Origin of the sequence: Jannaschia sp. GRR-S6-38 (genome assembly GCF_029853695.1) — a bacterium.
Lineage (GTDB): Bacteria > Pseudomonadota > Alphaproteobacteria > Rhodobacterales > Rhodobacteraceae > Jannaschia > Jannaschia ovalis.
Map to the genome: position 1 here is coordinate 2,067,501 of NZ_CP122537.1, position 26,208 is coordinate 2,093,708.

The 26,208-nt window shown below is 66.1% G+C and carries 21 protein-coding genes, 1 tRNA gene and 2 rRNA genes (1 of these 24 cut by a window edge); 13 read left to right on the forward strand and 11 right to left on the reverse strand.

Annotated features, from left to right (window positions below):
- The 7 genes from P8627_RS10520 to P8627_RS10550 form a co-directional block, all read left to right on the forward strand.
- Positions 1 to 1,123: ribosomal RNA gene (locus P8627_RS10520) — 23S ribosomal RNA — on the forward strand; it begins 1,707 nt to the left of the window's first position.
- Between the two features lie 82 nt (positions 1,124 to 1,205).
- Positions 1,206 to 1,320: ribosomal RNA gene (rrf, locus tag P8627_RS10525) — 5S ribosomal RNA — on the forward strand.
- Between the two features lie 43 nt (positions 1,321 to 1,363).
- Positions 1,364 to 1,440: transfer RNA gene (locus P8627_RS10530), tRNA-Met, on the forward strand.
- 626 nt (positions 1,441 to 2,066) lie between these two features.
- The gene (locus P8627_RS10535) at positions 2,067 to 2,765 is read left to right on the forward strand and encodes a hypothetical protein (protein WP_279964053.1); all 699 of its coding nucleotides are present in this window, start codon (positions 2,067 to 2,069) and stop codon (positions 2,763 to 2,765) included.
- Complete coding sequence (locus tag P8627_RS10540; RefSeq protein WP_279964054.1) at positions 2,762 to 3,430, forward strand: hypothetical protein; 669 nt, start codon at positions 2,762 to 2,764, stop codon at positions 3,428 to 3,430. The genes P8627_RS10535 and P8627_RS10540 overlap by 4 nt, the downstream gene beginning before the upstream one ends.
- A gap of 5 nt (positions 3,431 to 3,435) precedes the next feature.
- The gene (locus P8627_RS10545; RefSeq protein WP_279964055.1) at positions 3,436 to 4,113 is read left to right on the forward strand and encodes a hypothetical protein; all 678 of its coding nucleotides are present in this window, start codon (positions 3,436 to 3,438) and stop codon (positions 4,111 to 4,113) included.
- Positions 4,114 to 4,508: 395 nt separating this feature from the next.
- Positions 4,509 to 5,645, forward strand: coding sequence for a P-loop NTPase family protein (locus P8627_RS10550; protein WP_279964056.1), 1,137 nt, complete (start codon positions 4,509 to 4,511; stop codon positions 5,643 to 5,645).
- 212 nt (positions 5,646 to 5,857) lie between these two features.
- Here the strand turns inward: P8627_RS10550 and P8627_RS10555 are convergent, their stop codons facing one another.
- From P8627_RS10555 to P8627_RS10560, 3 genes are all read right to left on the reverse strand, one after another.
- Positions 5,858 to 7,018, reverse strand: a complete 1,161-nt coding sequence (locus P8627_RS10555) for a hypothetical protein (protein ID WP_279964057.1) — start codon at positions 7,016 to 7,018, stop codon at positions 5,858 to 5,860.
- Between the two features lie 118 nt (positions 7,019 to 7,136).
- A complete protein-coding gene (locus P8627_RS17075; RefSeq protein WP_407932981.1) occupies positions 7,137 to 7,325 on the reverse strand; it encodes a helix-turn-helix domain-containing protein in 189 nt (62 codons plus the stop codon).
- Between the two features lie 334 nt (positions 7,326 to 7,659).
- Entirely contained in the window at positions 7,660 to 8,751 is a 1,092-nt protein-coding gene (locus P8627_RS10560; protein WP_279964058.1) for a tyrosine-type recombinase/integrase, read from the reverse strand.
- A 510-nt stretch (positions 8,752 to 9,261) separates the two neighbouring features.
- On the opposite strand from P8627_RS10560, the gene P8627_RS10565 reads away from it, so the two are divergent.
- Positions 9,262 to 10,209 (forward strand): hypothetical protein, encoded by a 948-nt coding sequence (locus tag P8627_RS10565; RefSeq protein WP_279964059.1) that lies wholly within the window; start codon positions 9,262 to 9,264, stop codon positions 10,207 to 10,209.
- Between the two features lie 40 nt (positions 10,210 to 10,249).
- Here P8627_RS10565 and P8627_RS10570 read toward each other — a convergent pair whose 3' ends face one another.
- Genes P8627_RS10570 through P8627_RS10580 form a run of 3 tightly spaced genes read right to left on the reverse strand, consistent with a single transcriptional unit; the run spans position 10,250 to position 12,242 of the window.
- A complete protein-coding gene (locus P8627_RS10570; protein ID WP_279967450.1) occupies positions 10,250 to 11,041 on the reverse strand; it encodes a metal ABC transporter permease in 792 nt (263 codons plus the stop codon).
- Positions 11,041 to 11,772 carry a metal ABC transporter ATP-binding protein gene (locus tag P8627_RS10575; RefSeq protein ID WP_279964060.1) on the reverse strand — a complete coding sequence of 244 codons (732 nt, stop codon included), beginning with the start codon at positions 11,770 to 11,772 and terminating at the stop codon, positions 11,041 to 11,043. The genes P8627_RS10570 and P8627_RS10575 overlap by 1 nt, the downstream gene beginning before the upstream one ends.
- A complete protein-coding gene (locus tag P8627_RS10580; protein ID WP_279964061.1) occupies positions 11,769 to 12,242 on the reverse strand; it encodes a Fur family transcriptional regulator in 474 nt (157 codons plus the stop codon). The genes P8627_RS10575 and P8627_RS10580 overlap by 4 nt, the downstream gene beginning before the upstream one ends.
- Before the next feature lie 44 nt (positions 12,243 to 12,286).
- Here P8627_RS10580 and P8627_RS10585 point away from each other — a divergent pair, with 44 nt between their 5' ends.
- The 5 genes from P8627_RS10585 to P8627_RS10605 all read left to right on the forward strand — a co-directional run bounded on the left by P8627_RS10585 (position 12,287) and on the right by P8627_RS10605 (position 19,490).
- Positions 12,287 to 13,258: a zinc ABC transporter substrate-binding protein gene (locus P8627_RS10585; protein WP_279964062.1), complete on the forward strand. Its 972-nt coding sequence runs from the start codon at positions 12,287 to 12,289 to the stop codon at positions 13,256 to 13,258.
- A gap of 102 nt (positions 13,259 to 13,360) precedes the next feature.
- A complete protein-coding gene (locus P8627_RS10590) occupies positions 13,361 to 14,020 on the forward strand; it encodes an ImuA family protein (protein ID WP_279964063.1) in 660 nt (219 codons plus the stop codon).
- Positions 13,905 to 15,515: a Y-family DNA polymerase gene (locus P8627_RS10595; RefSeq protein WP_279964064.1), complete on the forward strand. Its 1,611-nt coding sequence runs from the start codon at positions 13,905 to 13,907 to the stop codon at positions 15,513 to 15,515. Before P8627_RS10590 ends, P8627_RS10595 begins: the two co-directional genes overlap by 116 nt.
- Before the next feature lie 352 nt (positions 15,516 to 15,867).
- A complete protein-coding gene (locus tag P8627_RS10600; RefSeq protein WP_279964065.1) occupies positions 15,868 to 19,188 on the forward strand; it encodes an error-prone DNA polymerase in 3,321 nt (1,106 codons plus the stop codon).
- Between the two features lie 116 nt (positions 19,189 to 19,304).
- On the forward strand, positions 19,305 to 19,490 hold the full coding sequence (locus tag P8627_RS10605) for a hypothetical protein (protein ID WP_279964066.1): 186 nt from the start codon (positions 19,305 to 19,307) through the stop codon (positions 19,488 to 19,490).
- A gap of 6 nt (positions 19,491 to 19,496) precedes the next feature.
- Here the strand turns inward: P8627_RS10605 and gyrB are convergent, their stop codons facing one another.
- From gyrB to P8627_RS10630, 5 genes are all read right to left on the reverse strand, one after another.
- Positions 19,497 to 21,911: a DNA topoisomerase (ATP-hydrolyzing) subunit B gene (gene gyrB, locus P8627_RS10610; protein WP_279964067.1), complete on the reverse strand. Its 2,415-nt coding sequence runs from the start codon at positions 21,909 to 21,911 to the stop codon at positions 19,497 to 19,499.
- Positions 21,912 to 22,005: 94 nt separating this feature from the next.
- On the reverse strand, positions 22,006 to 23,130 hold the full coding sequence (gene recF, locus P8627_RS10615; RefSeq protein WP_279964068.1) for a DNA replication/repair protein RecF: 1,125 nt from the start codon (positions 23,128 to 23,130) through the stop codon (positions 22,006 to 22,008).
- The gene (gene dnaN, locus P8627_RS10620; RefSeq protein ID WP_279964069.1) at positions 23,123 to 24,241 is read right to left on the reverse strand and encodes a DNA polymerase III subunit beta; all 1,119 of its coding nucleotides are present in this window, start codon (positions 24,239 to 24,241) and stop codon (positions 23,123 to 23,125) included. Before dnaN ends, recF begins: the two co-directional genes overlap by 8 nt.
- Positions 24,242 to 24,302: 61 nt before the next feature.
- Complete coding sequence (dnaA, locus tag P8627_RS10625; protein ID WP_279964070.1) at positions 24,303 to 25,637, reverse strand: chromosomal replication initiator protein DnaA; 1,335 nt, start codon at positions 25,635 to 25,637, stop codon at positions 24,303 to 24,305.
- Between the two features lie 34 nt (positions 25,638 to 25,671).
- On the reverse strand, positions 25,672 to 26,118 hold the full coding sequence (locus tag P8627_RS10630; protein WP_279964072.1) for a rhodanese-like domain-containing protein: 447 nt from the start codon (positions 26,116 to 26,118) through the stop codon (positions 25,672 to 25,674).
- Between the last annotated feature and the right edge of the window lie 90 nt (positions 26,119 to 26,208).

Genomic DNA, 26,208 nt, shown 5'->3' on the forward strand with positions numbered 1-26,208 from the left:
ACAAACCAGGGGGTGGCGACTGTTTACTAAAAACACAGGGCTCTGCGAAGTCGCAAGACGACGTATAGGGTCTGACGCCTGCCCGGTGCCTGAAGGTTAAAAGGAGGAGTGCAAGCTCCGAATTGAAGCCCAGGTAAACGGCGGCCGTAACTATAACGGTCCTAAGGTAGCGAAATTCCTTGTCGGGTAAGTTCCGACCTGCACGAATGGCGTAACGACTTCCCCGCTGTCTCCAACATCGACTCAGCGAAATTGAATTGCCTGTCAAGATGCAGGCTACCCGCGGTTAGACGGAAAGACCCCGTGCACCTTTACTACAGCTTCAGACTGGTATCAGGCCAAGCATGTGCAGGATAGGTGGTAGACTTTGAAGCCGGAACGCCAGTTTCGGTGGAGTCTCCCTTGAGATACCACCCTTGCTTCGCTTGATATCTAACCGCGGTCCGTTATCCGGATCCGGGACCCTCTGTGGCGGGTAGTTTGACTGGGGCGGTCGCCTCCTAAAGAGTAACGGAGGCGCGCGAAGGTTGGCTCAGAGCGGTCGGACATCGCTCGTTGAGTGCAATGGCAGAAGCCAGCCTGACTGCGAGACTGACAAGTCGAGCAGAGTCGAAAGACGGCCATAGTGATCCGGTGGTCCCAAGTGGGAGGGCCATCGCTCAACGGATAAAAGGTACGCCGGGGATAACAGGCTGATGATGCCCAAGAGTCCATATCGACGGCATCGTTTGGCACCTCGATGTCGGCTCATCTCATCCTGGGGCTGGAGCAGGTCCCAAGGGTACGGCTGTTCGCCGTTTAAAGAGGTACGTGAGCTGGGTTTAGAACGTCGTGAGACAGTTCGGTCCCTATCTTCCGTGGGTGTAGGATACTTGAGAGGAGTTGCCCCTAGTACGAGAGGACCGGGGTGAACGATCCACTGGTGGACCAGTTGTCATGCCAATGGCAGTGCTGGGTAGCTATGATCGGACAGGATAACCGCTGAAGGCATCTAAGCGGGAAGCCCCCCTCAAAACAAGGTATCCCTGAGGACCGTGGTAGACCACCACGTCGATAGGCCGGAGATGTAAGCGCAGCAATGCGTTCAGTTGACCGGTACTAATTGTCCGATAGGCTTGATTTGATCCAGTAGAAGCCATGCTTCCAAGGATCGAAAGCATACACCAAGGTTAGCCTTGGCTTGGAAATTCGATGGGTTTTTTCGGTTTGGTGATCATAGCGCAAGCAAAACACCCGGTCCCATCCCGAACCCGGCCGTTAAGTGCTGTAGCGCCGATGGTACTGCGACTGAAGTCGTGGGAGAGTAGGTCATCGCCAAACCTAGAAAGCCCATCGAAGTATCTCTCGAACGATGACGAATTGGCGCGGGATGGAGCAGTCCGGTAGCTCGTCAGGCTCATAACCTGAAGGTCGTAGGTTCAAATCCTACTCCCGCAACCAAATATCACCGCTTTATCAGATGCTTAAGCGGCGCCCTCCGGGGCGGCGCTTGGGCTTGCGAAACCGTGTCCGTGCTGTGTCCGGGATTTGTGCCTTGCCGAAGGCGCCACGGCGTGCCCAACCCTTGCAGGCGAAAGAGCACCTGATCGCTGAGCAGGGCGACTCAAAGCGGCGCCTTTTGGGCGGAAACCAGACATTCGCTGCACCCGTCACGAACGTCTGCTCTGGCCGCAGGGGCATCGGCCTGTGGAACCTAGGTGTGTGAGTGCACTCGACCTCCGCCAGTCGTGGAAGGAACTCATGCTGGCGAATCGGACAGGCGATGATCAGGGTTCGTCCAGAGGGGAGAGCGGTTCATGATTTCTTAGCGCGCGGGCGAATAAAGCGCATTGGCAAGCCCGCACGTCCAATGCGATACGACCTTCAACGCTCCAACCTTACGTAGACGTGGACCCGCTATGCCTTGGAGGCCTGCCTTTGAAAGCCACGCGATCACCTTAGCGCGGGCCATCCTCACGTTCGAGCAGCCACTGCCCCAGAAGGTCCTGCGCAACGCTCAACGATCGGTCCAAGAGCGCCAGGAGAGTCTTGGTCTCGACACGATCAGGCCGGCCCAGGACAGCCAGATGATCGAGCTGCGGATCGGACCGGAAGGGGCCACTCCCGTTGCTCCTCCCTCCTCAGACACTGCACAAGGCTTGGTGTTTCAGAAGACGGCTCCTGTGGGAGATGGATCTCTCCGTCGGATGGAGGAGGTCGGGCTGCGACCTCTCGCCTTTGGCTATGTTGCGGACTCCTACGGCGACGGATGGGAGGGATTTGAAAAGCGCTTGTTCGACATTCTATCCCCGCCCCTGGAGCAAGCGCTCCTCGTGGTAAGCGTCAACGAGGTGATGCTCGAATATCAGAACGTGTTCGTCTACGACGGCGGACCGGATGAGTACAAAGAACTCACGCTGTTCAAGCAGGCCTTTGCTCACATGAATGACCAAGCCATCGATCCATTTAGGCACTGGGAGGTACAGATAAGTTGGGGCGCTCAGGAACCTTCCTTGTCCGGATGGGGTGTTCTGTATCAGCGTGCCTACCGTGGTGTTCAGTTTGGTACACCAGAGGTGAACCCGCCTAGGCCGGCCATGCAGCTTGTGAACACGATCAGGCTAGGTGCGCGCCAGGGGATCCAGGACGACCTAAATGTTGCCGGCCTTCGGAGGGTTCTAGGTCATGCTCATAGCGCGCTTCATCTTCAGCTCATCGATACTTTGGCAGCGGACATGAACGACAGCTTGAATCTCCGGCGCGAAAAATACATCTCTACATCATGACTACCGCCGCCCTCCATAAGACCGACGTTGGTCATGTCCCTCTATTTGAAGGAAACTACACCGTTGGTGGTGCGTCTCAGGAGAATTTTTCTGAGGCAGGAGGTGGTGCGTCGGATACCTTGTTGGGGTCCGAGAGGAGCGATCACGGATCCTGGATGCTCAAGGCTGTGACGGGCGCGGCAGTCGCACTTTATCCTGGAGGGGTAGGTGCCGCCGCGACTGATCCCAGATGGGACAGCCTTCCCGAAGAGCGTCATACTATGGCGCAGCCAACGCTTCGGTGGCACATATCCATGCCATCCTATGATGGAGCTTCTCAAAGATCCGATGTTGTCGAAGCGCTTAAGGAGCTTCGAGATCTAGGGCGACCTGTTGAGATGCGTCGAGCGGTTGCACAAGTCTCGGAGGCTTGGGAGGCCGCGATCGGGGAAGATCCAGTCATCGAGGATCTTGGGGACGGCTCAGTTCTTCTGCATCTGCTACCACATAAGAACGCCGGTGGTGCATCACTAGAGATGCTCCACGACGGTCGAATGGTCTACAACGTCATGACGTCCGATGGTCGAAGTGTCGGCAGTGGAGTGCTGGATACTCCGAGAGGCAGCGACGCGGTGTCGGTTCTCCTTCAGACCGCCTCGAAAGCAGGCGTTAATCTCCGGGCCTGAACCCGATGCCTACAAAGGATGTACAGCGGTTCGCTCGCGAAGAGATAACCGGCGCCGAACTAGTCGCAGCGTACCCACAATGCGCTTGCGAGCTTACCGAACCCTTTGATGGCGGTCATGGCCCCGTCTCTGATGATGAGCATCTGACCTTCTTCGTGGAGTCCAAGCGCCACTTCGATCTGACGAAGATAGAAGGGCGCAAGAAGCAGTCGTGGGCTCCAAAAGGGAGTGATCTGCGGAATGCGACAACTGGCCATGGGCATTCTGTCTACAGAACGAAGTACGCATCGCCTGACGAGCTACGGCAGGCCGCGCAAGCAGGCTTTCGATCTGCGGTAGGTCTCACCAACGATCCCTGGCGAGGTGTAGTCGGTGCCTTTACCTTTCCGGTCGCTTCGGTGAGGTTGGCTCCTTATGGCGACTGCGGGCAAATGTGTGTCGTAGATACGCCGAAACTCGCGAACGAAGGAGCGGGCAAGACTTCAGAGCCTTCACACGCAGATCTTCTTTGGAGTGATGCTCGAAAGGGTGGTGATGACGCGTTCATTGCGCGTCGTCGGGTTTTCGAGGACGGAATACGCGCATCATTGGCGGGGGCTGGCTCCTTCGAGTTTCTCAAGGACTTTGACGGCGCTGACCTGACCGATTATTTGCCAGACAATCTCAAGCCCAAGAATAATTAGCGCGACGCTAGAGTGGCCTTGCTTCTCACCATTGGTGGGATGCCTCCAGAATCTCAAATAGATTCGCAGCCCAATTCCGACATGCGGTATGCCAAAAAGCAAGCCCAAATGGAATGCAGCGCCAAGGGTGCGTAGCTCCAGCTCGCGCGACCGTTCGACCACCTAGCATCGCCTGTCACGGCGAAGCTGACCTCGGCGAAATGCCCCTCGAATGTCTGGTACGGGCCGCTTGACCTTTCCGGTCGATCGGGCAATGGTTTACTCGGCCTGACGCATAGGCCGGTGTGCCCGCCATGCGAAGCAATGCAATGCGCGTTTTCTTTTTTGGATACCATGCCGTTGGCAGGGTCCGATGAGCAGCGGGCACCTTTTCGGATCCAGTTCGGATATGGATCATGAAACCGACATACTACCTTAAGAAACTGAAGGAACTGTCAAAGCGCTACGCGCGAGCTCAACAGATACCCCTCCACAAAGCGCGTGATGCGGTTGCCGAGATACTGGGCTTTTCGCACTGGCATGACGTTACTAAGGCACACAGAGCGGGTTGGACGCCAACAAAAGAGCATGTCTCTGCCGTAGAAACCTTGCTCGTCGAAGCGTTGCCCGGCGATGAAGCTGGTGGACCTCGATCTGGAACATTTATTGGAGACTCTATCTTCGAGACAGACATTCAACACGGCACCATTGATGGGCACGAATACACTATCGCAACTTCAATGGGTGACGTTCATTTGCATGGGACAGGTTGGCACCTTCAAGTGCCCGAAGCTCCATACGAGGAACCTCGCCTAGAGATCGCAAAACAGATTAGGCACGAGGCTCCAGTTTATGAAGCTGCGTTTCAGCAAGAAGTGCTCAACATTGCGATCAAGCGTGCGCAGCAGGTTCGTGCAGGCATAGCATCAGATTGGCCCAGACGCTCTACGAAGCCTGACAAAGACGGTTTCGTACGTCACCCCATTTACGGAGCTGTGTCAGACAAGTGGTTCTGCTTGCATTGCGAAGCGTCGATAACTGGCGAACAGATCGCCGAGAGTCTTTGGCATTGCCCACGTTGCGACGCCTCTCCGCTTGATGTTTTCGAAAGTCCTTGGTGGCTTGGAGAACAAGATGCCCAGCCGGAACCAATTGCTGACAACGAGATGCAAGGGAGGCCTGAGCTTGTGGTCGATGTTTTGGATACACGGCTGAAACTGGAACTCGATGCAGAAAAGGTCACCTTGTTGATACGAAGCGCTCTCGTTGAGGATGCCTTGAATGTGAGCGAGCGGTTGGGCGCCTTGTTTGCCGATATCTTTGTTCATGATGACAACGATGTATGCATAACCTTTGATGAAGACCTCTGGCCGGAGCACAAGGAACCCATCTCAGCACTCGCAGTTGCGGGTCATCTCGGGATAAATGTTGATAAAGCATTCTGTCTGCGGGAGTTGCCCTTTGCTTGGCCCGGGTTGGGTGGGCACACCGAAAGCACCGCAGAGTACACGCAAACGATGCTGAAGGCTTACGCCAACCAACGAGCTGACTAAGATGTAGAATGAAAAATAATCACTAGGTTGGAGGTTGCGGTGAGTGTCTCCGCAACCTCCAACTTTTCAGTACGACGATATCCAATTTCTGCCACTGCAGCGAACGTCGGCTTTGGTGGGCCGCTCCGCAGCATCAGACAAGTTAGCCGAATGGCACGTTCGGGCCGGGGGCGACCTGGCTTGGGCGACTCCCGACCTTCCGCTTTTGACGGTTAGGGCTGTCGCGTTGGCTCAAGAAGGTCCGAGTATCGCTCAGTGGCTTCTGCCAAGCGTCGTGCGACGTCTTTGCGGTGGTGCCGTGACACAACGGCCAAACGCTTACTTAGGATTTCAAGATAGCCATCAAACGCGAGCGGAGAAATTTCCTCTAGAGCGGCGATCGAGGTAAGTGCCCCCAGGCTCTGATTCAGGAGGAAGTCAATTTTCTCGGCTTTTGTCGCTGTCCGGATTGTCTCAGCTGATATGCAGGGCAGTTGATCGGCAGCGAGCCCTGTAAGCGTTTGGGTAGCCATTGCCCATAGGGGATGGATCGGCCAGCGGGCGCGGTTGCTATCTGATGAGGGGTCACAGTACCGAACCTTTTCCATCATGCCAGCTACCAGATGCGGGAGAACGACCCCGAGGTCGGTCCAGCTGGTCACGCCCCATTGCTTCTTAAGGTGCTGTTTCCCGGCCCGGACCTCGACGCGCCAAACGCGAGACGCTGCGGGGTTGGCTAGATCGAGTGCCGGCTGGCCGAGCGCGGCCCGACGGGCGTTCCAGGCGGCAAGCCACTCTACCTTGCCCTTGGAGAAGACCTCATCACGCTTGTCGTAAACGATGACCTGCCTCCCCGGCATTTTGCCGACGGTAACGGATGTGAGACGCCCGGAGCGGCCATTCGTCTGCATAATTTCCTTGATAGACTTCCGGTTCGAGCGAGCCGGCATGACGAACGCATTATCATCAAGAATGAAGTCTGGTGCGAGGAAATCGACGGCGAGGTCGACGCGGCCGATTGAGACCGTTCCGGGTTCTGGCGCAGCACCGAACGCGAGCGCCGTTGCTTCCATCTTTCGCTGCCAGCCGCTTAGGCCATGCGCGAGAAGAGCCGCCGACTTCGCAGAGACGCGAACACCCCACGGATCGCGCTTGGTGGGGCGCTTAAGAAACCAGGTTTCACCAGTCAGCCCGGTATCAATGCGAAACGCGTAGCCGCCCTGTCCCCCGGTTGCCGCGACCTTGAACGCCTGACCGCTCCACTCTCCGCAGACATCGTGGCGCGCATCTTCCGCGCCTTTTTGTCTAGCTTCGAGATACGATGCGAAGTCGTCGCTGATGTTGAACTTGAGGGCGAGGTCGAGGCCATCGAACCCTGAATAGAGGATATCCATCGGTCTGTTTCCTATCTGATGTATTTGTAGAGGGGGGTGCTACAAAACCCCCCTCCGCTCGCCCGACGGTCCGCGCGGCGCGCAAGCGCGCCGCATCGGCCCATCGGGCCGATGCGGATCACTTCGTTCTGACGGGGTTCTGCTCTTGGCTTTCAAGCCAGGTATCGATGCTCGCGCGCCGATACTGAACGGAGCGACCGACCTTGAGCCAAGGCGGCCCGACTCGCTCCATGCGATACCGGGCAAGCGTCCGAATGCTCAGTCCAATGTAGTCGGCGGCTTGTTTAGGGCAGAGCCGCTCTGCCATGTTCGTCGTTGTCACGATGGAACCTCCAGAAGGAGGTGCCTAGAGGTCCGGCCATTCTGGTCCGGTCTCGCAGCACCCGAATTGATTGGGTGCGGCGCGCATTCTCATCTCATCAATTCAGGCTTTTCTGCGCGGGCTCTTCACGCTTCATCTCTTTGTGCCGGGCTTCTCCCGCGCTCTCTCTATCTCTTCTAGGCCCGCTTCTCTCTCTCGCTGCTATCTCTTTATATCTGGCTTGCGCCGCACCGAGATTTGAAGCGGGCCCAGCTGCCGCGCGCAAGTACAAATCTGGCCTGATTCATCTCGTGGCATCTCACGGCATCAGAAAGAGCCATCATCCGATGGTATCTGCGACCGACTGAGTCGCGGCGCGGAGGGTATCGTCATACAGATGCGCGTACCGGGCGGTTGTCTGCGGCTGGCTGTGGCCGAGCAGAGCTCCGACGACGGGGAGCGAGACACCCGACGAGGCCAGCAGGCTCGCGTAGGTGTGCCGCAGGTCGTGAATCCTAACGCCGCTAAGCCCTGCCGTCTTACAGACGCTCGCCCAGGTCCGTTTCACGTCGACCAAAGGCGCGCCTAGGCTTCCGGAAAATATGAACGTTCCTCCAGCCTCGGCGCGCCTCCGTTCCAAGATGGTGGCAACCGCCTTAGAATAGGGGACGCGGTGAACGCGGCGCTGTTTCGTCAACGTGCTTGGCTTCGTCCAGACACGCCGCTCCAAGTCGAACTGGTCCCACGTCGCGCCCAAGGCCTCTCCGCGGCGGCAGCCGGTCAGGAGCAGGAATTGGATCGCGTCAGCCGAAGCGCGCTGCGGGTGCTCGCTGAGCGCCGCGTTCAGCCGCGCTATCTCCTCGCGGTCGAGGTAACGCATCCGCTTTGTCTCCGCATTACGCCGCACGCCTGTCGCCGGATTGCGCTCGATCCAGCCCCAGCGGATCGCGAGGTTCAACGCCTTCCGCAACACCTCGATCACGCGGTTCGCCCGCGTTGGACGATCTACGCTGATCATACGGTGCAGTTTGTCGCAATCAGCGGCAGTGAGGTCCGTCACCTTTCTCGGTCCGAGTGCGGGCAGAATGTCCTTGGCCCACATCGCACGGTCGTCCGCTGCCGAGCGTGGCGCTTTCGTCGGCAGGTGTTCCGCTGCGTATCGAGCAAAGAGGTCTTTCACCGTCTCCGCGTCCCGCGCAGCTTTGCGCTCTTCCAGTGGATCGTCGCCCAGGCTGATCCGGCGCCGATATTCTTCCGCTTGCTTGCGAGCCGCGGCAACCGACCAGGCGGGGTAAGAACCTATCGTGATCCGCCGCTCCCGTCCCTTCACCCGATAGTTCAACACGAAAGAGCGGACACCCTTCGCTGTCACACGCAACCCAAAGCCGCGCAGCGCATCGTCATAAGTTACCTGGTTGCCGCGCTCCGGCACTGGGGCGGCCTTCGCAAAGCGGTCAGAAATTCGGACACGCGAATTCTGTGTCCGTGCTGTGTCCGTATTCTTGCGCGTACTCTGTGTCCCTGACTGACGTCCCATGGCGCCGAATGTCCCTCACAAGTCTCTGTATATGCGAGACTTTTGAAGATTTTGTTCGAGATATCAAGAGGCTGCAGATAAGCTCAATTCAGGCTCATAACCTGAAGGTCGTAGGTTCAAATCCTACTCCCGCAACCAAGATCCAGGCCCCTTCGGGGGCCTTTTTCGTGTCTGGGGACCGCAAAGGCAATCGGCGGTGGCCGGCGCGGTCCGCGCGACGCAACGGGCCTGCCGGGATGGGGCGGGGGGCCTCTTTGGGATGCACGGATCATGGCCCTCGGGCCACAGGCTTAACCTTTCGTTAACTTCGGATTGTCGCGGCTTACCGACGGCCGGATGGTGCTCGCGATCCGGGGTCGCGCGTCGCTTAGACCGCGCGGCCCAAATTCGAGGAAGAGGTTGATCATGCCGAAGACACTCCTGCCGGCGCTCGTCGCGGCGCTGCTCGTCCCGCTGGTATCCCCGGCATGGGCCCAGTCCGGGCCGGCGGTCGAGAGCCCGAACGCCAAGCTCAGCTTTGGGTTTTCCGCCGCGGAGGAGGATGCCGCGGGTGAAGGCGGCTTCGCGCTGGGCAGCGTGGCGGTGCCGTTGGGCCATAGCTTCGGGGCGCAGGTGGATCTGCTCGTCGACGACCAGGAAAATGCCACCGACCGGTTCGGCGCCTCGACCGGCGTCGCGCTGCATCTCTTCGCGCGAGATCCGTCCCGCTATCTGCTCGGCGTCTATGCCCATGCGATCGAGACGGACAGCATCTTCGGCGATATCGACGCGACCCGTTACGGGATCGAGGGCGAATACTACCTGGGCGATTTCACCTTCTCCGGCTTCTTGGGCCGCGACGACCTCTCGGGTGCCGGGATCGATGCGGATTTCGAGGCCATCGAGCTGTCGGCCGCGCGCTATCTCGGGACGATGACGGAGATCTCATTCGCGGGGACGCGGGCCTTCGACAACACCGACGCGGCGGTCGGGGTCGAGCATATGCTCGGCGCGGGGGCGGGAAACATGTCGCTTTTCGGCGAGCTGGGTTTCGGCGACAGCGGAACGCGGCTGACGGCGGGTGTCTCAGTCTATCTCGGCAGCCGCGGCATGTCCCTGCGCGACATACACCGCCGCAACGACCCGCCGACGCGGATGCAGGCGCCGGGACTGATCCCGTTCCTCGAGTCGGCCTGTGCGCAACCCGAGATTTCAAGCCTCGCGATTGGTCAGGGCGGGTCCGACGAGGTCCTCGGCGTCCGCGAGCTGGACGGCCAAATCATGAGGAAGCCGCAGCCGACCCGACGCGAGGCCGGGTGCGGGCGCCGCGAGGCGCTGCTTTGGTTGCCTGAGCCCGATTTCGAAGCCAGGTGAATCTGGGCGAGGGCCCGTGGCGCGCGGCGCGCTTCGCGGGCTAGCCCCGCACCGCCCGCGCTCCCGCCGACCCCGCGAAGCCGGCCGCCGCGACGGCGACGATGCTGGGGCCCGCGGGGGTGTCGAGCCAGACCGACAGGCCGAGCCCGCCCAGTGCCGCCGCGGCGCCGATCCCCATCGCCAGCGCGGCCATGCGCTCGGGCGTGGCGGCGAAGGGACGCGCGGCGGCGGCGGGGATGAGCAGCATCGCCGAAATCAGGAGCGCGCCCACGACCTTGATCGCCACCGCCACGGCGATGGCCAGCGCCAGCGTGAGCCAGAGCTGCTCGCGGCGCGCGTCGATGCCCGACGCGCGGGCGAGATCGGCGCCCAGCGTCGCGGTCAGGAGCGCATTCCAGCGCCAGGTCAGCAGCCCGAGGATCGCGGCCGCGCCGCCCCAGATCAGCACGAGATCGAGGCCCTGCACCGACAGGATGTCGCCGAACAGGAAGGCCGTCAGGTCGATGCGCACACCCGGCAAGAAGGCGATCGCGACGAGGCCCAGCGCCAGCGCGGAATGCGACAGCACGCCCAGCACCGTGTCCGAGGCCCGCTCGCGCGCGGTCAGAAGCGTCACGCCCAGCGCCATGGCCAGCGCGACGACCAGCGCGCCCGCGGTGATCGAGATGCCGAAGCCGAGGCTCAGCGCCACGCCCAGGATCGCGGCATGGGCGGTGGCGTCGCCGAAATAGGCCATCCGCCGCCAGACCACGAAGCAGCCCAGCGGCCCGGCCGCCAGCGCGACGCCCAAGCCCGCCAGCGCCGCGCGGATCACGAAGCCGTCCAGGAAGATCACTCGGCGGCCTCGTGATGGTGGTGGTCATGCGAATGCTCGTGCCGGTAGAGCGCCAGCGCGCCCTGCGTGCCGGTGCCGAAGAGCGCGCGGTATTCCGGGGCCGAGGCGACATGTTCGGGATGGCCTTCGCAGCAGACATGGCCATTGAGGCAGATGACGCGGTCGGAGGCGGCCATGACGACATGCAATTCGTGGCTGACCATGACGACGGCGCAGCCGGTCTCGGCCCGGATCGCCTCGATCTGGCGGTAGAAGGCGGCGGAGCCGGGCTGGTCCAGCCCGCGGGTCGCCTCGTCGAGAAGCAGGATCTGGGGGCGGGCCAGGAGCGCCCGCGCCAGCAGAACACGCTGGAACTGCCCGCCGGACAGGTCGGCCATCTGGTGATCGGCCAGCGGCGCGGCGCCGGTCCGCTCCAGGGCGGCGGCGGTCTCGGCCGGGGGCGCGCGGTGCGGCAGCGACAGGAACCGACCCACCGTCATCGGCAGGGTCGCGTCGATATCGAGCTTCTGCGGCACGTAGCCGATGCGCAGCCCGCGTGCCCGCGACACGCGGCCCCGCTCGGGCCGGACGGCGCCGATCATCGCGCGCAGAAGGGTGGATTTGCCCGATCCGTTGGGCCCGACGATGGTGACGATCTCGCCGGGCGCGATGTCGAGCGCGACGTCATGCAGCACGCGCCGCCCGCCCAGCCGGACGGCCAGGCCGCGGACCGAGAGGAGGGCGCTCACGCCTGCGGGTCCCGGCAGGCGGGGCAGAGCCCCTCGGCTTCCATCACCGCGCGCTCGACGGCGAAGCCGGCATCGGCGGCCAGTGGGGCCAGCGCGGCGCCGTCGGCGGGCGCCTCGGCCACGGCCTCGCAAGCGCGGCAGATCAGGAAGACGGGCGCATGCGGCTCGTCCGGGCAGTTGCAGGCGATGAAGGCATTCAGCCGCTCGATCCGGTGGGCGAAGCCATGCGCGGTCAGGAAATCCAGCGCGCGGTAGGCCGTGGGCGGCTGCGGGCGGCGGTCGCCGTCGCGCAGCTGTTCGAGGATCTCGTAGGCACCCAGCGCGCGATGCTCGCGCAGCAGGATCTCGAGCACGCGGCGGCGGCCTTCGGTCAGCTGCAGCCCGTCCGCGGCGCAGCGCGCTTCGGCTGCGGCGAGCGCCGCGTCGATGCAGCCGGAATGGTCATGGGTCTGGAAGCCGAGCGGGGTCATGGGGTGGTTGATATGTTATACCATCACATCTATCAACCGGCGCCATGATGATTCTGCGCGCGCTCCCCTTCCTCGCTCTCGCCACGCCTGCTTGGGCGGAGATTCCTCTCGTCGCGACCGATATCGCCCCGGTGCGATCGCTCGTCGCGCAGGCGATGTCGGGCCTGGGCGAACCCGAACAGGTGCTGCCCCCCGGCGGCTCGCCTCATGATTTCGCGCTGCGTCCCTCGCAGGCGCGGGCCCTGTCGCGGGCGGATGCGGTGATCTGGATCGGGCCGGAGCTGACGCCGGGCCTGGCCGAGGCGGTTTCCGCGCTGGGCGAGGGGGCGTCGCTGCCGCTTCTGTCCGTGCCGGGCACGATCCTTCCGCAGCTGGCGGAGGGCGAGGCGCATGGCCACCACGGCGACGATCACGATGACCACGCCGAAACGCATGACGATCACGGCGACGACCACGAGGACCACGAGGACCATGCCGAGGCGCATGGTCACGATCACGGCGATTTCGACCCGCATGCCTGGCTCGACCCCGAGAACGGCAAGCTCTGGCTCGACGCGATCGCCGCGCTGCTGGGCGCGCTCGATCCCGGGAACGCCGCGACCTATGCGGCGAACGCCGCCGCGGGCCGGCTGGAGATCGACGCCGCGGCCGCCCGCGCCGCGGCGCTGCTGGAGCCGGTGTCGGACCGGGCGTTCCTGTTGCGCCATGATGCCTATCGCGCCTTCGTGGACCATTTCGACCTGGCCTCCGCCGGGGCCATCGCGGCGAGCGATGCGACCGAGGCCGGGGCCGCGCGCCTGTCCGAGCTGCGCGCCGCCGCGCGATCGGGCGAGGTGGTCTGCGTCTTCAACGAGGCGGGCGAATCGGACGCACCGGTGCGCACCGTGATCGAGGGCACGCCGGCCCGCAGCGCCACGCTCGACCCGCTGGGCACGCGGCTGGAACCGGGGCCCGCGCTCTATCCCCGCCTGATCGAGACCCTGGCCCGCGATATCGCCGCCTGCCTCGACGGCTGAGCCCCCCGCCCGCGCGGCGCGGGCGGCGAAGGGACTCGACAAGCGGAACACAAAGCGAGAACATTAGGGGAACATTGAAGCGATTCCCCGGGTTGCCGTGCCATGCCGGACACCGATTCCGCCGCCGTCACCGAAGCCTTCTCGACCTCGCGCGATGCGGCGGGGACGGGGCTGGCGCTGGCGCAGATCGACCAGTCCGCGCCGCGCGGGCGGCCCGTCCTGTGGGTGCAGGACGCCCGCGCCGCGCAGGAGGCCGGGCTGCCCTCGGCCCGGGGTCTCGCCTCGCTGGGCCGGCCCGTGCTGCGGGTGGCCGTGGGCCGTGCGCTGGACGCGCTCTGGGCGATGGAGGAGGGGCTGGAATGCAACGCGTTGTCCGCCGTCATCGGCGAGATCTGGGGCGATCCCAAGGCGCTGGACTTCACCGCGACCAAGCGGCTGGCGCTGCGCGCGCGCCGTTCGGGCGTCGGGCTGTGGCTGCTCAGGCCCGACGGGGGCGCGCAGCTTTCGGTCGCGCCCGAACGCTGGCGGGTGAGCGCCGCGCCCTCGGGAGGCAATGTCCTCGACCCGCGCGCGCCCGGCCGCGCCCGCTGGCGGGCCGAGCTGTTCCGCTCGCGCAAGGGCAAGCCCGGCGAATGGGTGGCCAGCCATGACCGCGCGGCGCATCGCCTCGATCTGGTTGCCGCGCTTCCCGATGGCGCGCTGGGAGAGGGTGCAGGCGTGCCTGCCGCGCCCCGATCCCGCGCCGTGGGAGGCGGCGGATAGCGGACCCGATCACGCCGCGCCCCTGGTGCTGGCCGCCGAGGGGCGCCACGGTCCCGTCATCCACGCCGCCAACCCGGCCGCGCTGGCGGCGGGGGCCCAGCCCGGCGCGCGGGTCACCGATTTCCGCGGGCTGTGTCCGGACGTGCAGGTCCTGCCCGCCGACCTGCCCGGCGACGCGGCAGCCCTGGCGAAGCTCGCGCTCTGGTCGCGGCGCTGGTGCCCGTGGTCGGCCACCGACGGGGCCGACGGGCTGGTGCTGGACACCACCGGTTCGGCGCATCTCTGGGGCGGCGAGGCGGGGATGCTGGACGACATGACCGCCCGGCTGGACGGGCTGGGCCAGGCGGCGCGGCTGGCCGTGGCCCCCACCCATGGCGCGGCCTGGGCCTTCGCGCGCTACGCCGAGAGCCCCGCGATCTGCCCGCCCGAGGCGCTGGAGGCGCGGCTGGCCCCGCTGCCCGCCGCCGCCCTGCGGCTGGATGGCGAGACGCTTCTGGTGCTGCGGCGGCTGGGGCTGACGCGGGTGGGCGACCTGATGGCCATCCCCCGCGCCACGCTGGAGCGGCGCTTCGGCCGCGACGGCAAGATGCTCGCCACGCCCCTGCGCCGTCTCGACCAGGCGCTGGGCCGCCTGCCGGAGCCGGTGGTCAGCCCGCCCCCGCCGCGCCGCTTCCGCACCGTCCGCCGCATGGCCGAGCCGGTGCTGGATCCGCAGCCCATGCTGCCCGAGGCGTTGGCCGCGCTGTGTGCCGAGCTGGCCCGCGCGGGTCAGGGCGCGCGCACGCTCCGGCTCGAGCTGTTCCGCGTCGACGGCGCCACCGCGCGCTTCGACGCCGGGACCGCGCGCGCCTCGCGCGATCCCGACCACCTGCGCCGCCTTCTGGAAAAGCGCTTCGACGGGCTCGACGCGGGCTTCGGCTTCGACATGCTGGCGCTCGAGGCGACGCGGGTCGAGGCGCAGGAGGCGGGCCAGGTCCGGCTCGACGGGGCGACCGAAAGCGACGTGGCACTGGCGACGCTGGTCGACCGGCTCTCGGCCCGGCTGGGGGCCCGCGCCGTGCAGGCCGCCGAGCTGCGCGAAAGCCACGTCCCCGAACGCGCCGAGGCCTGGGTGCCCGCGATGGACCGGCCCGAGCTTCTGGCCGCCGACCGTCTGGCGCCCGGGGGCCTGGGCGGCGGCGGGCTGGTCGCGCCCGCGCGCGAGCGTCCCGTCAAGATGCTGCCCGCGCCCGAGCGGATCGAGGTGCTCTATGCCGTCCCCGAGGGGCCGCCCGTCCGCTTCCGCTGGCGCAAGCGCCCCTACCGCATCCGCCGCCACCAGGGCCCCGAACGCATCGCGCCCGAATGGTGGCGCGACCGGCCCGGCACGCGGCTGCGCGACTATTACAAGGTCGAGGTCGAGGGCGGCGCCCGCTACTGGCTGTTCCGCGAGGGGCTGGCGGGCGACGGGCGCGGCGGCGATCCCGACTGGTTCCTGCACGGGCTCTTCGCATGAGCGCCCTGTTTGACGCCCTGCGCCCATGGCCCCTGCCGGAGCCTCCGGCGGAGAGTGAGGCGCGCCCGGAGATCAATCTGCCGGACCGGTCCCGGAGCCGCGTCGCGGGAGACGGAAGACGCCCGGTTCCGACGCCCCGCGCCCGGCATCAGCTTGGCGGCACGGGAGGCGGGGCGTCTTCCCCTGGCACGGCCATCGGCCCTTCGGCCTGTTCCGCGCGCCCCGGATGGCACGTTAACCTTAACGCGCGGTTTCCGGCGCCCGCCCCCCGTCTTCCTTTGGCCCGAAATACTTCGGGGGGAGTCCGGCTTCGCCGGATGGGGGGCCGGCCCCCCATTCCCGATCCGATCCCATGCCCGACCAGCCGCTGACCCCCGACCGCCGGACGCTGGATCCGGCCCAGGTCTTCACGCCCAACCCGCCGGCGCCCTTCGTCGAGCTGGGGCTTGCCTCGTGCTTTTCCTTTCTGCACGGCGCCTCGGACGCGGTGGACCTGGTCACCACCGCCTGGAAGCTCGGCTACGACAAGATCGGCATCGCCGACCGCAACTCCATGGCGGGCGTCGTCCGCATCCATGCCGAGGCGAAGGTGGTCGGTCTGCGCCCGCTAATCGGTACGCGGCTGATCCTGGCCTGCGGGGCGGAGTTCCTGGCCTATCCGCGCCACCGCGAAGGCTACGGCAATCTCTGCGCGCTGATCTCGAAGGGCCGGATGCAGGCGCTGGACGGGTCCTGGCAGGCGAAGGGGCGCTGCGACATCGCGCTGTCCGATCTCGCCGCGCACCAAGCGGGCGTCACGCTGATCGCGGTGCCGGGCGCGGATCTGGACGCCTTCGCGGCCGATCTGCCGCGCCTTGTCCGCGCGCTGCCCGAGATGTCCCATGTCGCCGCCGCCCATCACTACCGCGGCGACGACGATGAACGCATCGCCCGGCTCGACCGGGTGGCGGGCGCGCGAGGTCTCAGGATCGTGGCCACCAACGACGTGCTCTACCACCTGCCCGAACGCCGCCCGCTGCAGGACGTGATGACCTGCATCCGCGAGAAATGCACCCTGGCGCAGGCCGGCTTCCGCCTGAACCCCAATGCCGAGCGGCATCTGAAGGGCCCCGAGGAGATGGCGCGTCTGTTCGCCCGCTGGCCCCATGCCCTGCGCGAAAGCCTGCGGATCGCGCGCGGCCTCGACTTCTCGCTGGACGAGCTGCGCTACGAATATCCCGAGGACGACGTCCCCCGCGGCCGCACGCCCGATCAGCACCTGCGCATCCTGACCGAGGAGGGCGCCGCCCGCCGCTATCCGGACGGCGTGCCCGCCAAGGTCCGCGACGCCATCGAGAAGGAGCTGGCCTTCATCGCCGAGCGCGACCTCGCCCGCTATTTCATCACCATCCAGGAGATCGTGGCCTATGGCCGGCGGCAGGGCATCCTTTGCCAAGGCCGCGGCTCGGCGGCGAATTCGGCGGTCTGCTTCTGCCTCGAGGTGACCTCGGTCGACCCGGCCGAGCACGACCTGCTCTTCGAGCGTTTCCTGTCCGCCGAGCGCAACGAGCCCCCCGATATCGACATCGATTTCGAGCATGAGCGCCGCGAGGAGGTCATCCAGCACATCTACAACCGCTACGGCCGCGAGCATGCCGGGCTCTGCGCGACCGTCATCCACTACCGCCCGCGCATGGCGGTCCGCGAGGTGGGCAAGGTCATGGGGCTGAGCGAGGACGTGACCACGGCCATGGCGCGCACGGTCTGGGGCAGCTGGGGCTCGTCCACGGCCGACATGCACCTGGAGGATACGGGGATCAATCTGAAGGACCCGCTGATCCGCCGCACGATCCAGCTGACCGACCAGCTGATCGGGATGCCGCGCCATCTGGGCCAGCATGTCGGCGGCTTCATCCTGACCAACCAGCCACTGAACCGCACCGTGCCCATCGGCAACGGCGCCATGCCCGATCGCAGCTTCATCGAGTGGGACAAGGACGACATCGACGCGCTGGGCATCTTCAAGATGGACGTGCTGGCGCTGGGGATGCTGACCTGCATCGCCAAGGCCTTCGCGCTTCTGCGCGACCATTACGACAAGCGGGTGACCCTGGCCTCGGTGCCGCGGGGCGACACGGCGACCTATGACATGCTCTGCCGAGGCGACTCCCTGGGCGTCTTCCAGGTCGAGAGCCGGGCGCAGATGGCGATGCTGCCCAAGCTCAAGCCGCGCGTCTTCTACGACCTAGTGATCCAGGTCGCGATCGTCCGCCCCGGCCCGATCCAGGGCGACATGGTGCATCCCTATCTCAAGCGCCGCCGCTCGGGCGCGCGGATCGAATATCCCAAGCCCGCCCCCGAACACGGGCCCCCCGACGAGCTGGAGCGCATCCTCGGGCGCACGCTGGGCGTGCCGATCTTCCAGGAACAGGCGATGAAGATCGCCATCGTCGCCGCCGAGTTCTCGGGCGGGGAGGCCAACCAGCTGCGCAAGGCCATGGCCACCTTCCGCGCCAAGGGGCTGGTCAGCGACCACAAGACCCGCATGGTCGAACGCATGGTCGCGCGGGGCTACGACCGCGACTTCGCCACCCGCTGTTTCAGCCAGATCGAGGGGTTCGGTGAATACGGCTTCCCCGAAAGCCACGCGGCCAGCTTCGCGCATCTGGTCTATGTCTCGTCCTGGCTGAAATGCCACCATCCGGACGTCTTCGCCTGCGCGCTGCTCAACGCGCAGCCGATGGGGTTCTACGCGCCCGCGCAGATCGTCGACATGGCGCAGAAATCCGGCGTGACCGTCCTGCCGGTGGACGTGAACTATTCCGACTGGGACAACCTGCTGGAGCCCACGGGCCCCGACGCTTTCGCCCTGCGGCTGGGCTTCCGCCAGCTTTCGGGGCTGCGCGCCGAGGAGCTGGCCCGGCTGGTGACCGCCCGCGACCGTCCCTTCGCCGGTGTTGAGGAGCTGCGCCGCCGCACGCGGCTGTCGAAGCGCGCGATCGAGATCCTCGCCGCGGCCGACGCCTTCCGCTCCTGCGGGCAGGACCGGCGCGCGGCGCTCTGGGACGCGAAGGCGATCCGGTCGGGGCCGGACCTGCCGCTCTTCACCCACGAGGACGCGCCCGACACGGGTCCCGAGCCCGCCCACAGCCTGCCCGCCATGCCGCTGCGCGAACATGTCGTGACCGATTACCAGACCGCGCGGCTGTCGCTGAAGGCGCATCCCGTGGCCTTCATGCGGCGCGCGATGGCGAAGGGGGGCTATACCCGCTCCGACGCGCTGCGGTCCCTGCGCTTCAACCAGAATGTCCGGGTGGCCGGGCTGGTGCTGATCCGCCAGAAACCCGGCAGCGCCAAGGGCGTCTGCTTCGTCACGCTGGAGGACGAGGCGGGCGTCGTGAACGTGGTGATCTGGCCCGATCTCTTCGCGCGCTACCGGCGGCAGATCATGTCGGCGCGGCTGATGGCGGTGAAGGGGCACGTGCAGTTCGACGACGCGGTGATCCATGTCGTCGCCCACGAGATCGAGGATCGCAACGACGCGCTGGACGGGCTGTCGGCGGACCCGATGCCGGACAGCTATGGCCGCGGCGACGAGGGCAAGCATCCCGCCCCGCCCGTCGCGCCGCGCTATCCGCGCCATTCGCATCCGCGCGACGCGCGCATCATTCCGAAATCGCGCGACTATCACTGAGCGCGAAACGGACCGCCCCGCAGGAACCCTGAAGATGCCCCGCGGCGACCAGCGCGGCGTCCGGCTTTGGCCGGAATCCCGCGCGAGACTAGAAACAGCCGGAAAAGGAGACCGCCATGTTCACGACCTTCACCCTGACCTGCCTCGCGGTGTTCTTCGCCTGCCTGCTGCTGCGCTCGGCGCTGGTGCTGTTCCGCCCCGACGGGCTGGAGCTGGACCTGCGGCTCGACCGCATGGCCGACGCCACGCTCGACCGGTTCCGCGCCCTGGTGGCCGGCCCCGCCTATCGCCACCTCGGCTGAGCGACGCTACAGGTCCAGGTTCTCGACGCTCAGCGCGTTCTCCTGGATGAACTCGCGGCGCGGCTCGACCACGTCGCCCATCAGCTTGGTGAAGGTGTCGTCCGCCTCGGTCACGTCCTCGATGCGCACCTGCAGAAGCGTGCGCGCCTCGGGGTCCAGCGTCGTCTCCCAGAGCTGGTCGGGATTCATCTCGCCCAGGCCCTTGTAGCGCTGCAGCGTCAGCCCCTTCTCGCCCTCGTCCAGCACCGCCTGCAGCAGGTCGGTCGGCCCGTGGATCAGCGTCTCGCGCTCCTTGCGCATCAGCTTGGCCGGGTCGCGATAGATATCCGCCGTCTCGCGCGAGACCTCGGCCAGCTTGCGCGCCTCGCCCGACCGCAGCACCGCACCGTCGAGCGTGCGCACCTCCTCGACCCCGCGCAGGACGCGCGCCAGCCGGATGCCGTGATCCTGCGTGATCCGGCCCTGCCAGCCGCGCTCGTATTCGACGGCGACCTGGTCCAGCCGCTCGGCCACGCGGTTGGCCACGCCCTGCAGATCGGCATCGGCCTGCCCCGCCTCGAAGGCGCCGGCCAGCGCCGCCTGTTCGAGGATGTGGCGCGGGTAATGTGTGGGGAAGGCATCGAGAATGCGCTTGAAGTGCCGCGTGGCCTGCACGACGCGGTCGAGGTCGCGGCCCGCGATTTCCTCGCCCGAAGGCAGGCGCAGCACCGCGCCCTCGGTGCCCTGCGCGACGAGGTAATCCTCGAGCGCGGTCTGGTCCTTCAGATAGACCTCCGACTTGCCGCGCCCGACTTTGAAGAGCGGCGGCTGCGCGATGTAGAGATGCCCCTCCTCGATAATCTCGGGCATCTGCCGGTAGAAGAAGGTCAGAAGCAGCGTGCGGATATGCGCGCCGTCCACATCGGCATCGGTCATGATGATGATCTTGTGGTAGCGCAGCTTGTTCATGTTGAACTCGTCGCGCCCGATGCCGGTGCCCATCGCAGTGATCAGCGTCCCGATCTCCTGGCTGCCGAGCATCCGGTCAAACCGCGCGCGCTCCACGTTCAGGATCTTGCCGCGCAGGGGGAGCACGGCCTGGTTCTGCCGCGCGCGGCCCTGCTTGGCCGAGCCGCCGGCGCTGTCGCCCTCGACGAGGAACAGCTCGGCCTTGGCGGGGTCCTTTTCCTGGCAATCGGCCAGCTTGCCGGGCAGGGACGCCACGTCCATCGCCGTCTTGCGGCGCGTCAGTTCCCGCGCCTTGCGCGCGGCTTCGCGCGCCAGGGCCGCCTCGATGATCTTGCCGACGATCTGACGGGCCTCGTTGGGGTTCTCCTCGAACCACTCGGCCAGCTTCTCGTTCACGAGGTTCTCGACCGCCGGCCGCACCTCGGAGGAGACGAGCTTGTCCTTGGTCTGGCTGGAGAATTTCGGGTCCGGCACCTTGACTGACAGCACGCAGGTCAGGCCCTCGCGCGCGTCGTCGCCGGTGAAGCTGACCTTCTCCTTCTTCGCGATGCCCGAGGATTGTGCGTAGAGGTTGATGGTCCGCGTCAGCGCCCCGCGCAGGCCCGCGATATGGGTGCCGCCGTCGCGCTGCGGGATGTTGTTGGTGAAGGGCAGCACCATCTCGTTGTAGCTGTCGTTCCACCACATCGCGACCTCGACGCCGATGCCGTCGCGCTCGCCGGTCATGTAGATGGGCTCGGGCATGACCGGATGCTTGTTGCGGTCGATGTAGCGGACGAATTCGCGCACGCCGCCGTCGTAATACATCTCCACGCGCAGCGCCTCGGCGGGGCGTTCGTCCTCCAGCATGATGCGGACGCCGGAATTGAGGAAGGCCAGTTCGCGCAGGCGCTTCTCCAGCGTGGCGAAGCTGTATTCGAGATCGGAGAAGGTGTTGAGCGAGGCCATGAAGCGCACCTCGGTGCCCGTCTGGTCGGTGTCGCCCACGACGCGCAGATGTTCGACCGTCTCGCCGTGCTCGAAGCGGGCGACATGCTCCTTGCCGTCGCGCCAGATCCGCAGTTCCAGCCAGTCCGACAGCGCGTTGACCACCGAGACGCCGACGCCGTGCAGGCCGCCCGAGACCTTGTAGCTGTTCTGGTCGAATTTCCCGCCCGCATGCAGCTGGGTCATGATGACCTCGGCCGCCGAGACGCCTTCGCCCTCGTGGATGCCGACCGGGATGCCGCGGCCGTTATCCTTCACCGAGACGCTGGAATCGGCGTGGATCTTGACGCTGACGGCGGTGGCGTGGCCGGCCAGCGCCTCGTCGATGCCGTTGTCGACGCATTCGTAGACCATGTGATGCAGGCCCGAGCCGTCATCGGTGTCGCCGATATACATGCCGGGCCGCTTGCGGACGGCCTCCAGCCCCTTGAGAACCTTGATGGAATCGGCGCCGTATTCGGGCATCGGGGAAGCTTGCTCGGACATGTATCTTCTTTCGGATTTCGTTGCCCAAGATATATCCATCCCGGGGGGGATTGTCACGTCGCGGACACCATATTTGGTAGGTCCCGGAGGGCGCTCAGCCGGCCTCGGCGACGCGGCTCTCGCCGCCCTGTTCGATCACCTCCAGACGGCGCGCATCGGGCAGTTCCGCGAACAGCTCCGGCCCCGTTCCGGTCAGGAAGACCTGCCCGCCCAGACCCGTCAGCGCATCGTAGAGCGCCGCCCGCCGCCCGGCATCCAGATGCGCCGCCACCTCGTCCAGCAGCAGGATCGGGGCGGCGCCCTCGGACGCGGCCAGCGCGCGCGCATTGGCCAGGATCAGCGAGATCAGGAGCGCCTTCTGCTCGCCCGTCGAACAGAGCCGCGCCTCGACCCCCTTGGCGGTGAAGACCGCGGCGAGGTCGGCGCGATGCGGCCCAACCAGCGTGCGCCCCGCCGCCATGTCGCGCGGCCGCGACGCGGCGAGCGCCCCGGCCAGCGCGGCCGCGTCACCGGGCGCGTCGCCATCGGGATGCGCGATCGACAACGCGGCGGCGGGGAAGGGGCCGTCGGCCTCCTGCGCGCCCTCCAGCCGAACTAGCGCCGCCGCGCGCCGCGCCGCGATCCCGGCGCCGTGCTGCGCCATCTGCGCCTCGAGCGCCCCGTACCAATGCGCGTCGCGCACGCCGTCCTTCAGCAGCCGGTTGCGGTCGCGCATCGCCTTCTCGTAGGCCAGCACGCCCTCGCCATGGGCGGGATCGAAGCTGAGTGTCGCGCGGTCGAGGAAGCGCCGCCGCCCCTCGGCCCCTTCCAGCCAGAGCCGGTCCATCGACGGCACCAGCCACAGGATCCGCGCCAGCCGGGCCAGCGCCACCTGCGGGCTGGGCTTGTCGTCGATGCGGGTGGTGCGCGGCTGCCCGGGCTCGGCCCGAAGCTCGACCTCGTGGCCGGCAAGCGTCGCGGCGACGCGCCAGCCCACGGCCTCGGGGCGGCGGATGATCTCCTCGGCGGCGGCGCGGCGCATCCCGCGGCCGGGCGAGAGCAGCGAGACCGCCTCGAGCAGGTTGGTCTTGCCGGCCCCGTTCGGTCCGAAGATCGCGACGGGCCGCGCGTCGAATTCGAGCCGCGTGCGGCGGTGCGAGCGGAAATGCGACAGGGCCAGCCGCGTGACGCGGGCGGGCGCGCCCCCGGACGCGGCCCGAGCCCCCGGGGCGTCAGACACGCATCGGCATGACGACGTAGATGGCCGACTCGTCGCCGCCCTCACGCATCAGGGTCGGGTCGCCCGCGCCGTTGAACATGAAGACCGCGTTCTCGCGATCGACCTGCGCGGCGATCTCTTGGAGGTACTTGGCGTTGAAGCCGATCTCCAGCTTCTCGTCGCCATAGGCCACGGCCAGCTCCTCCTCGGCGGCGCCCGAATCCGGCGCGTTGACCGAGAGCGTCAGCCGGTCCTCGTCGAGGCTCAGCTTAACGGCGCGCGACCGTTCCGACGAGACGGTGGCCACGCGGTCCACGGCCTTGGCGAAATCGGCGGCGTCCACCTCCAGCTTGCGGGTGTTGCCGCTGGGGATGACGCGCGCGTAATCGGGGAAGGTGCCGTCGATCACCTTCGAGGTCAGCGTGATGTCGGGCGTGGCGAAGCGGATCTTGGTCTCGGAGACCGACACCGCGATCTGCAGGTCGTCATCGTCGAGAAGCTTGCGCATCTGGTCCACGGTCTTGCGCGGCACGATCACGCCCGGCATCTCCTCGGCGCCCGCGGGCAGAGGGGCGTCGACGCGCGCCAGGCGGTGCCCGTCGGTCGCCACGCAGCGCAGCATCCGACCGCCCTCGGCCTCGGCCACATGCATGTAGACGCCGTTGAGGTAGTAGCGCGTCTCCTCGGTCGAGATCGCGAAGCGCGTCTTGTCGAAGAGCCGGCGCAGCACCGGCGCGTCGCAGGAGAAATTGGCCGCGTAATCCGACGAGGCCATCATCGGGAAATCCTCGCGCGCGAGCGTGGCCAGCGAGAAATGCGACCGGCCCGCCGTGACGCTGAGCCGGCCGGCCGCCTGGTCCTCCTCGAGCTGGACCAGCGCGCCGTCGGGCAGCTTGCGCACGATCTCGTGGAACAGCACCGCCGAGACGGTTGTGCCGCCCGCCCGCTCGACCTGCGCGGGGGCGCTGTCGATCACCTCGATGTCGAGATCGGTCGCCTTGAAGCGGACCCGGTCGCCCTCGGCCTCCATCAGCACGTTGGCCAGGATCGGGATCGTGTTGCGCCGTTCGACGACGGCCTGGGCCTGGCTGACCGCCTTCAGGAGGGCGGCGCGTTCGATGGAGAATTTCATGGCTACCTCGGTTGTCGGGACGCGCAGGATAGCGCCCCCGGCCCGGCACGCAATGGCCGCTTCAGCCGTCCAGCTTGCGGGTCAGAAGCTCGGCATCCTCGGCGATCTGCGGCTCCGCGGCGATCAGCTCCTCGATCTTGCGGACGGCATAGAGAACCGTCGTGTGATCGCGCCCGCCGAACATCCGCCCGATCTCGGGATAGGAACGCGGGGTGAGCTTCTTGGCGAGGTACATCGCCATCTGGCGGGGCCGGGCCACAGTGCGCGACCGCCGCGCCGAGGTCATGTCCGACATGCGCAGGTTATAATGTTCGCAGGTCGTCTTCATGATGTCGTCGATTGTCAGCTTCTTCTGGCTGGCGCGCAGCAGGTCGGAGAGCACGTCCTGCGCCTGGGCCAGGCTGACCGGCTCCTTCAGGAGGTCGGCATAGGCGGCCAGGCGCGTCACCGCGCCTTCCAGCGCGCGGATCGAGGTGTTGATGCGGCTGGCGAGGAACTCCAGCACGCCCTCCTCGACCGCGAAGCCCTTGTAATGCTCGCCCAGGCTCTCGACCCGCTGCTGCAGCACGCCGAGGCGCAGCTCGTAATCGGCGGGGTGCAGATCGACGACGAGGCCGGATTCCAGCCGCGAGGTGATCCGCTCCTCGAGGTCCGAGATTTCGGAGGGGCTGCGATCGGCCGAGATGACTACCTGCTTGCCCTGGTTCACCAGCGCGTTGAACGTGTGGAAGAACTCCTCCTGGGTGCTCTCCTTGCCGGCGATGAACTGCACGTCGTCGACCAGCAGGACGTCGACGCTGCGGAACAGGTGCTTGAAATCCATCGTGTTCTTCTCGCGCAGCGCCTGCACGAAGCGGTACATGAACTGCTCGGCCGAGAGGTAGAGCACGCGGCGCTCCGGGTCGCTTTCGCGCAGCTGCCAGGCGATGGCCTGCATCAGGTGCGTCTTCCCGAGACCCACGCGGCCGTGCAGGAACAGCGGGTTGAAGCTGACCGGCGCGCCGGAAGCCACGCGGCGCGCGGCGGCATGGGCCATCTCGTTGGACTTGCCGACCACGAAGCGCTCGAAGGTGAAGCGGCGATCGAGATCACTTTCCGCGCGGCTGCGCTCGGAGGGGGCGGCCTCGTCGGGGGTGGCCTTGGCGCGGGTCGCGGGCAGGGCGGTGTCGCAGACCAAGCGGGTGACGTCGCAGCCGGCCTCGGTCACGCGGCGCAGGATCACGTCCGAGAAATTCTGTGCGACCCAGGTGCCCAGGAAGTCGGTGGGCGCGACCAGTTGCAGCACGCGGCCGTCCACCGCGCCGTAGCGCAGGGGTTCGATCCACGCCTTGAAGTTATGCGTGCCCACGTCTTTCCTGACCTCGCCCTTGGCGAGGTCCCAGATCCCATCCGTCATTTGTCTCGGCCCTACCCGCTCTCTTGTCTGTGTCTCAGGACTGACGCCACGCCAGTCCCCGGGCCTTCCAACCGTTCAGGCCCCCCCGATGTCCCAGCGTATCCAGATCACCTTCGAACCCTTCGGCCACGTTGATGCAGGGCAGAGCCCGTCCCTCCGTCTCGAGGGTCCGGGCCACGGCTGTCGCCGCCTCCATCAAACGCGCGCCGGAGCGGCAGATGAACAGGATGCGGGATGGCAGTCCCGGCATCGTCTTCAGCAGCGCTCCGGCGAATGCCGGGTCCGGGGTCATGTCGGGCCAGGTCTTCCATTCGAGCCTCGCCGGCTCCTTGCCCAACTCCGACAGGTCGGGCCCGCCCACGAACATCCATTCGGGCCGGGACCGAACATCGACGAGGATCGAAGCGTTGTCGTCCGACAAGATCGCCCACGCATCCCGAGGCCCCACCTCGGAGACGAGCGGGTGCGCTTCGCTACCCATTCGATGTTCCCCTGATCGCGATCTGACTCGCTGGAAATGGGATACAATCCGCTCGCCTGAGGCTTCAACCTCTCTTCAGACTTGACATAT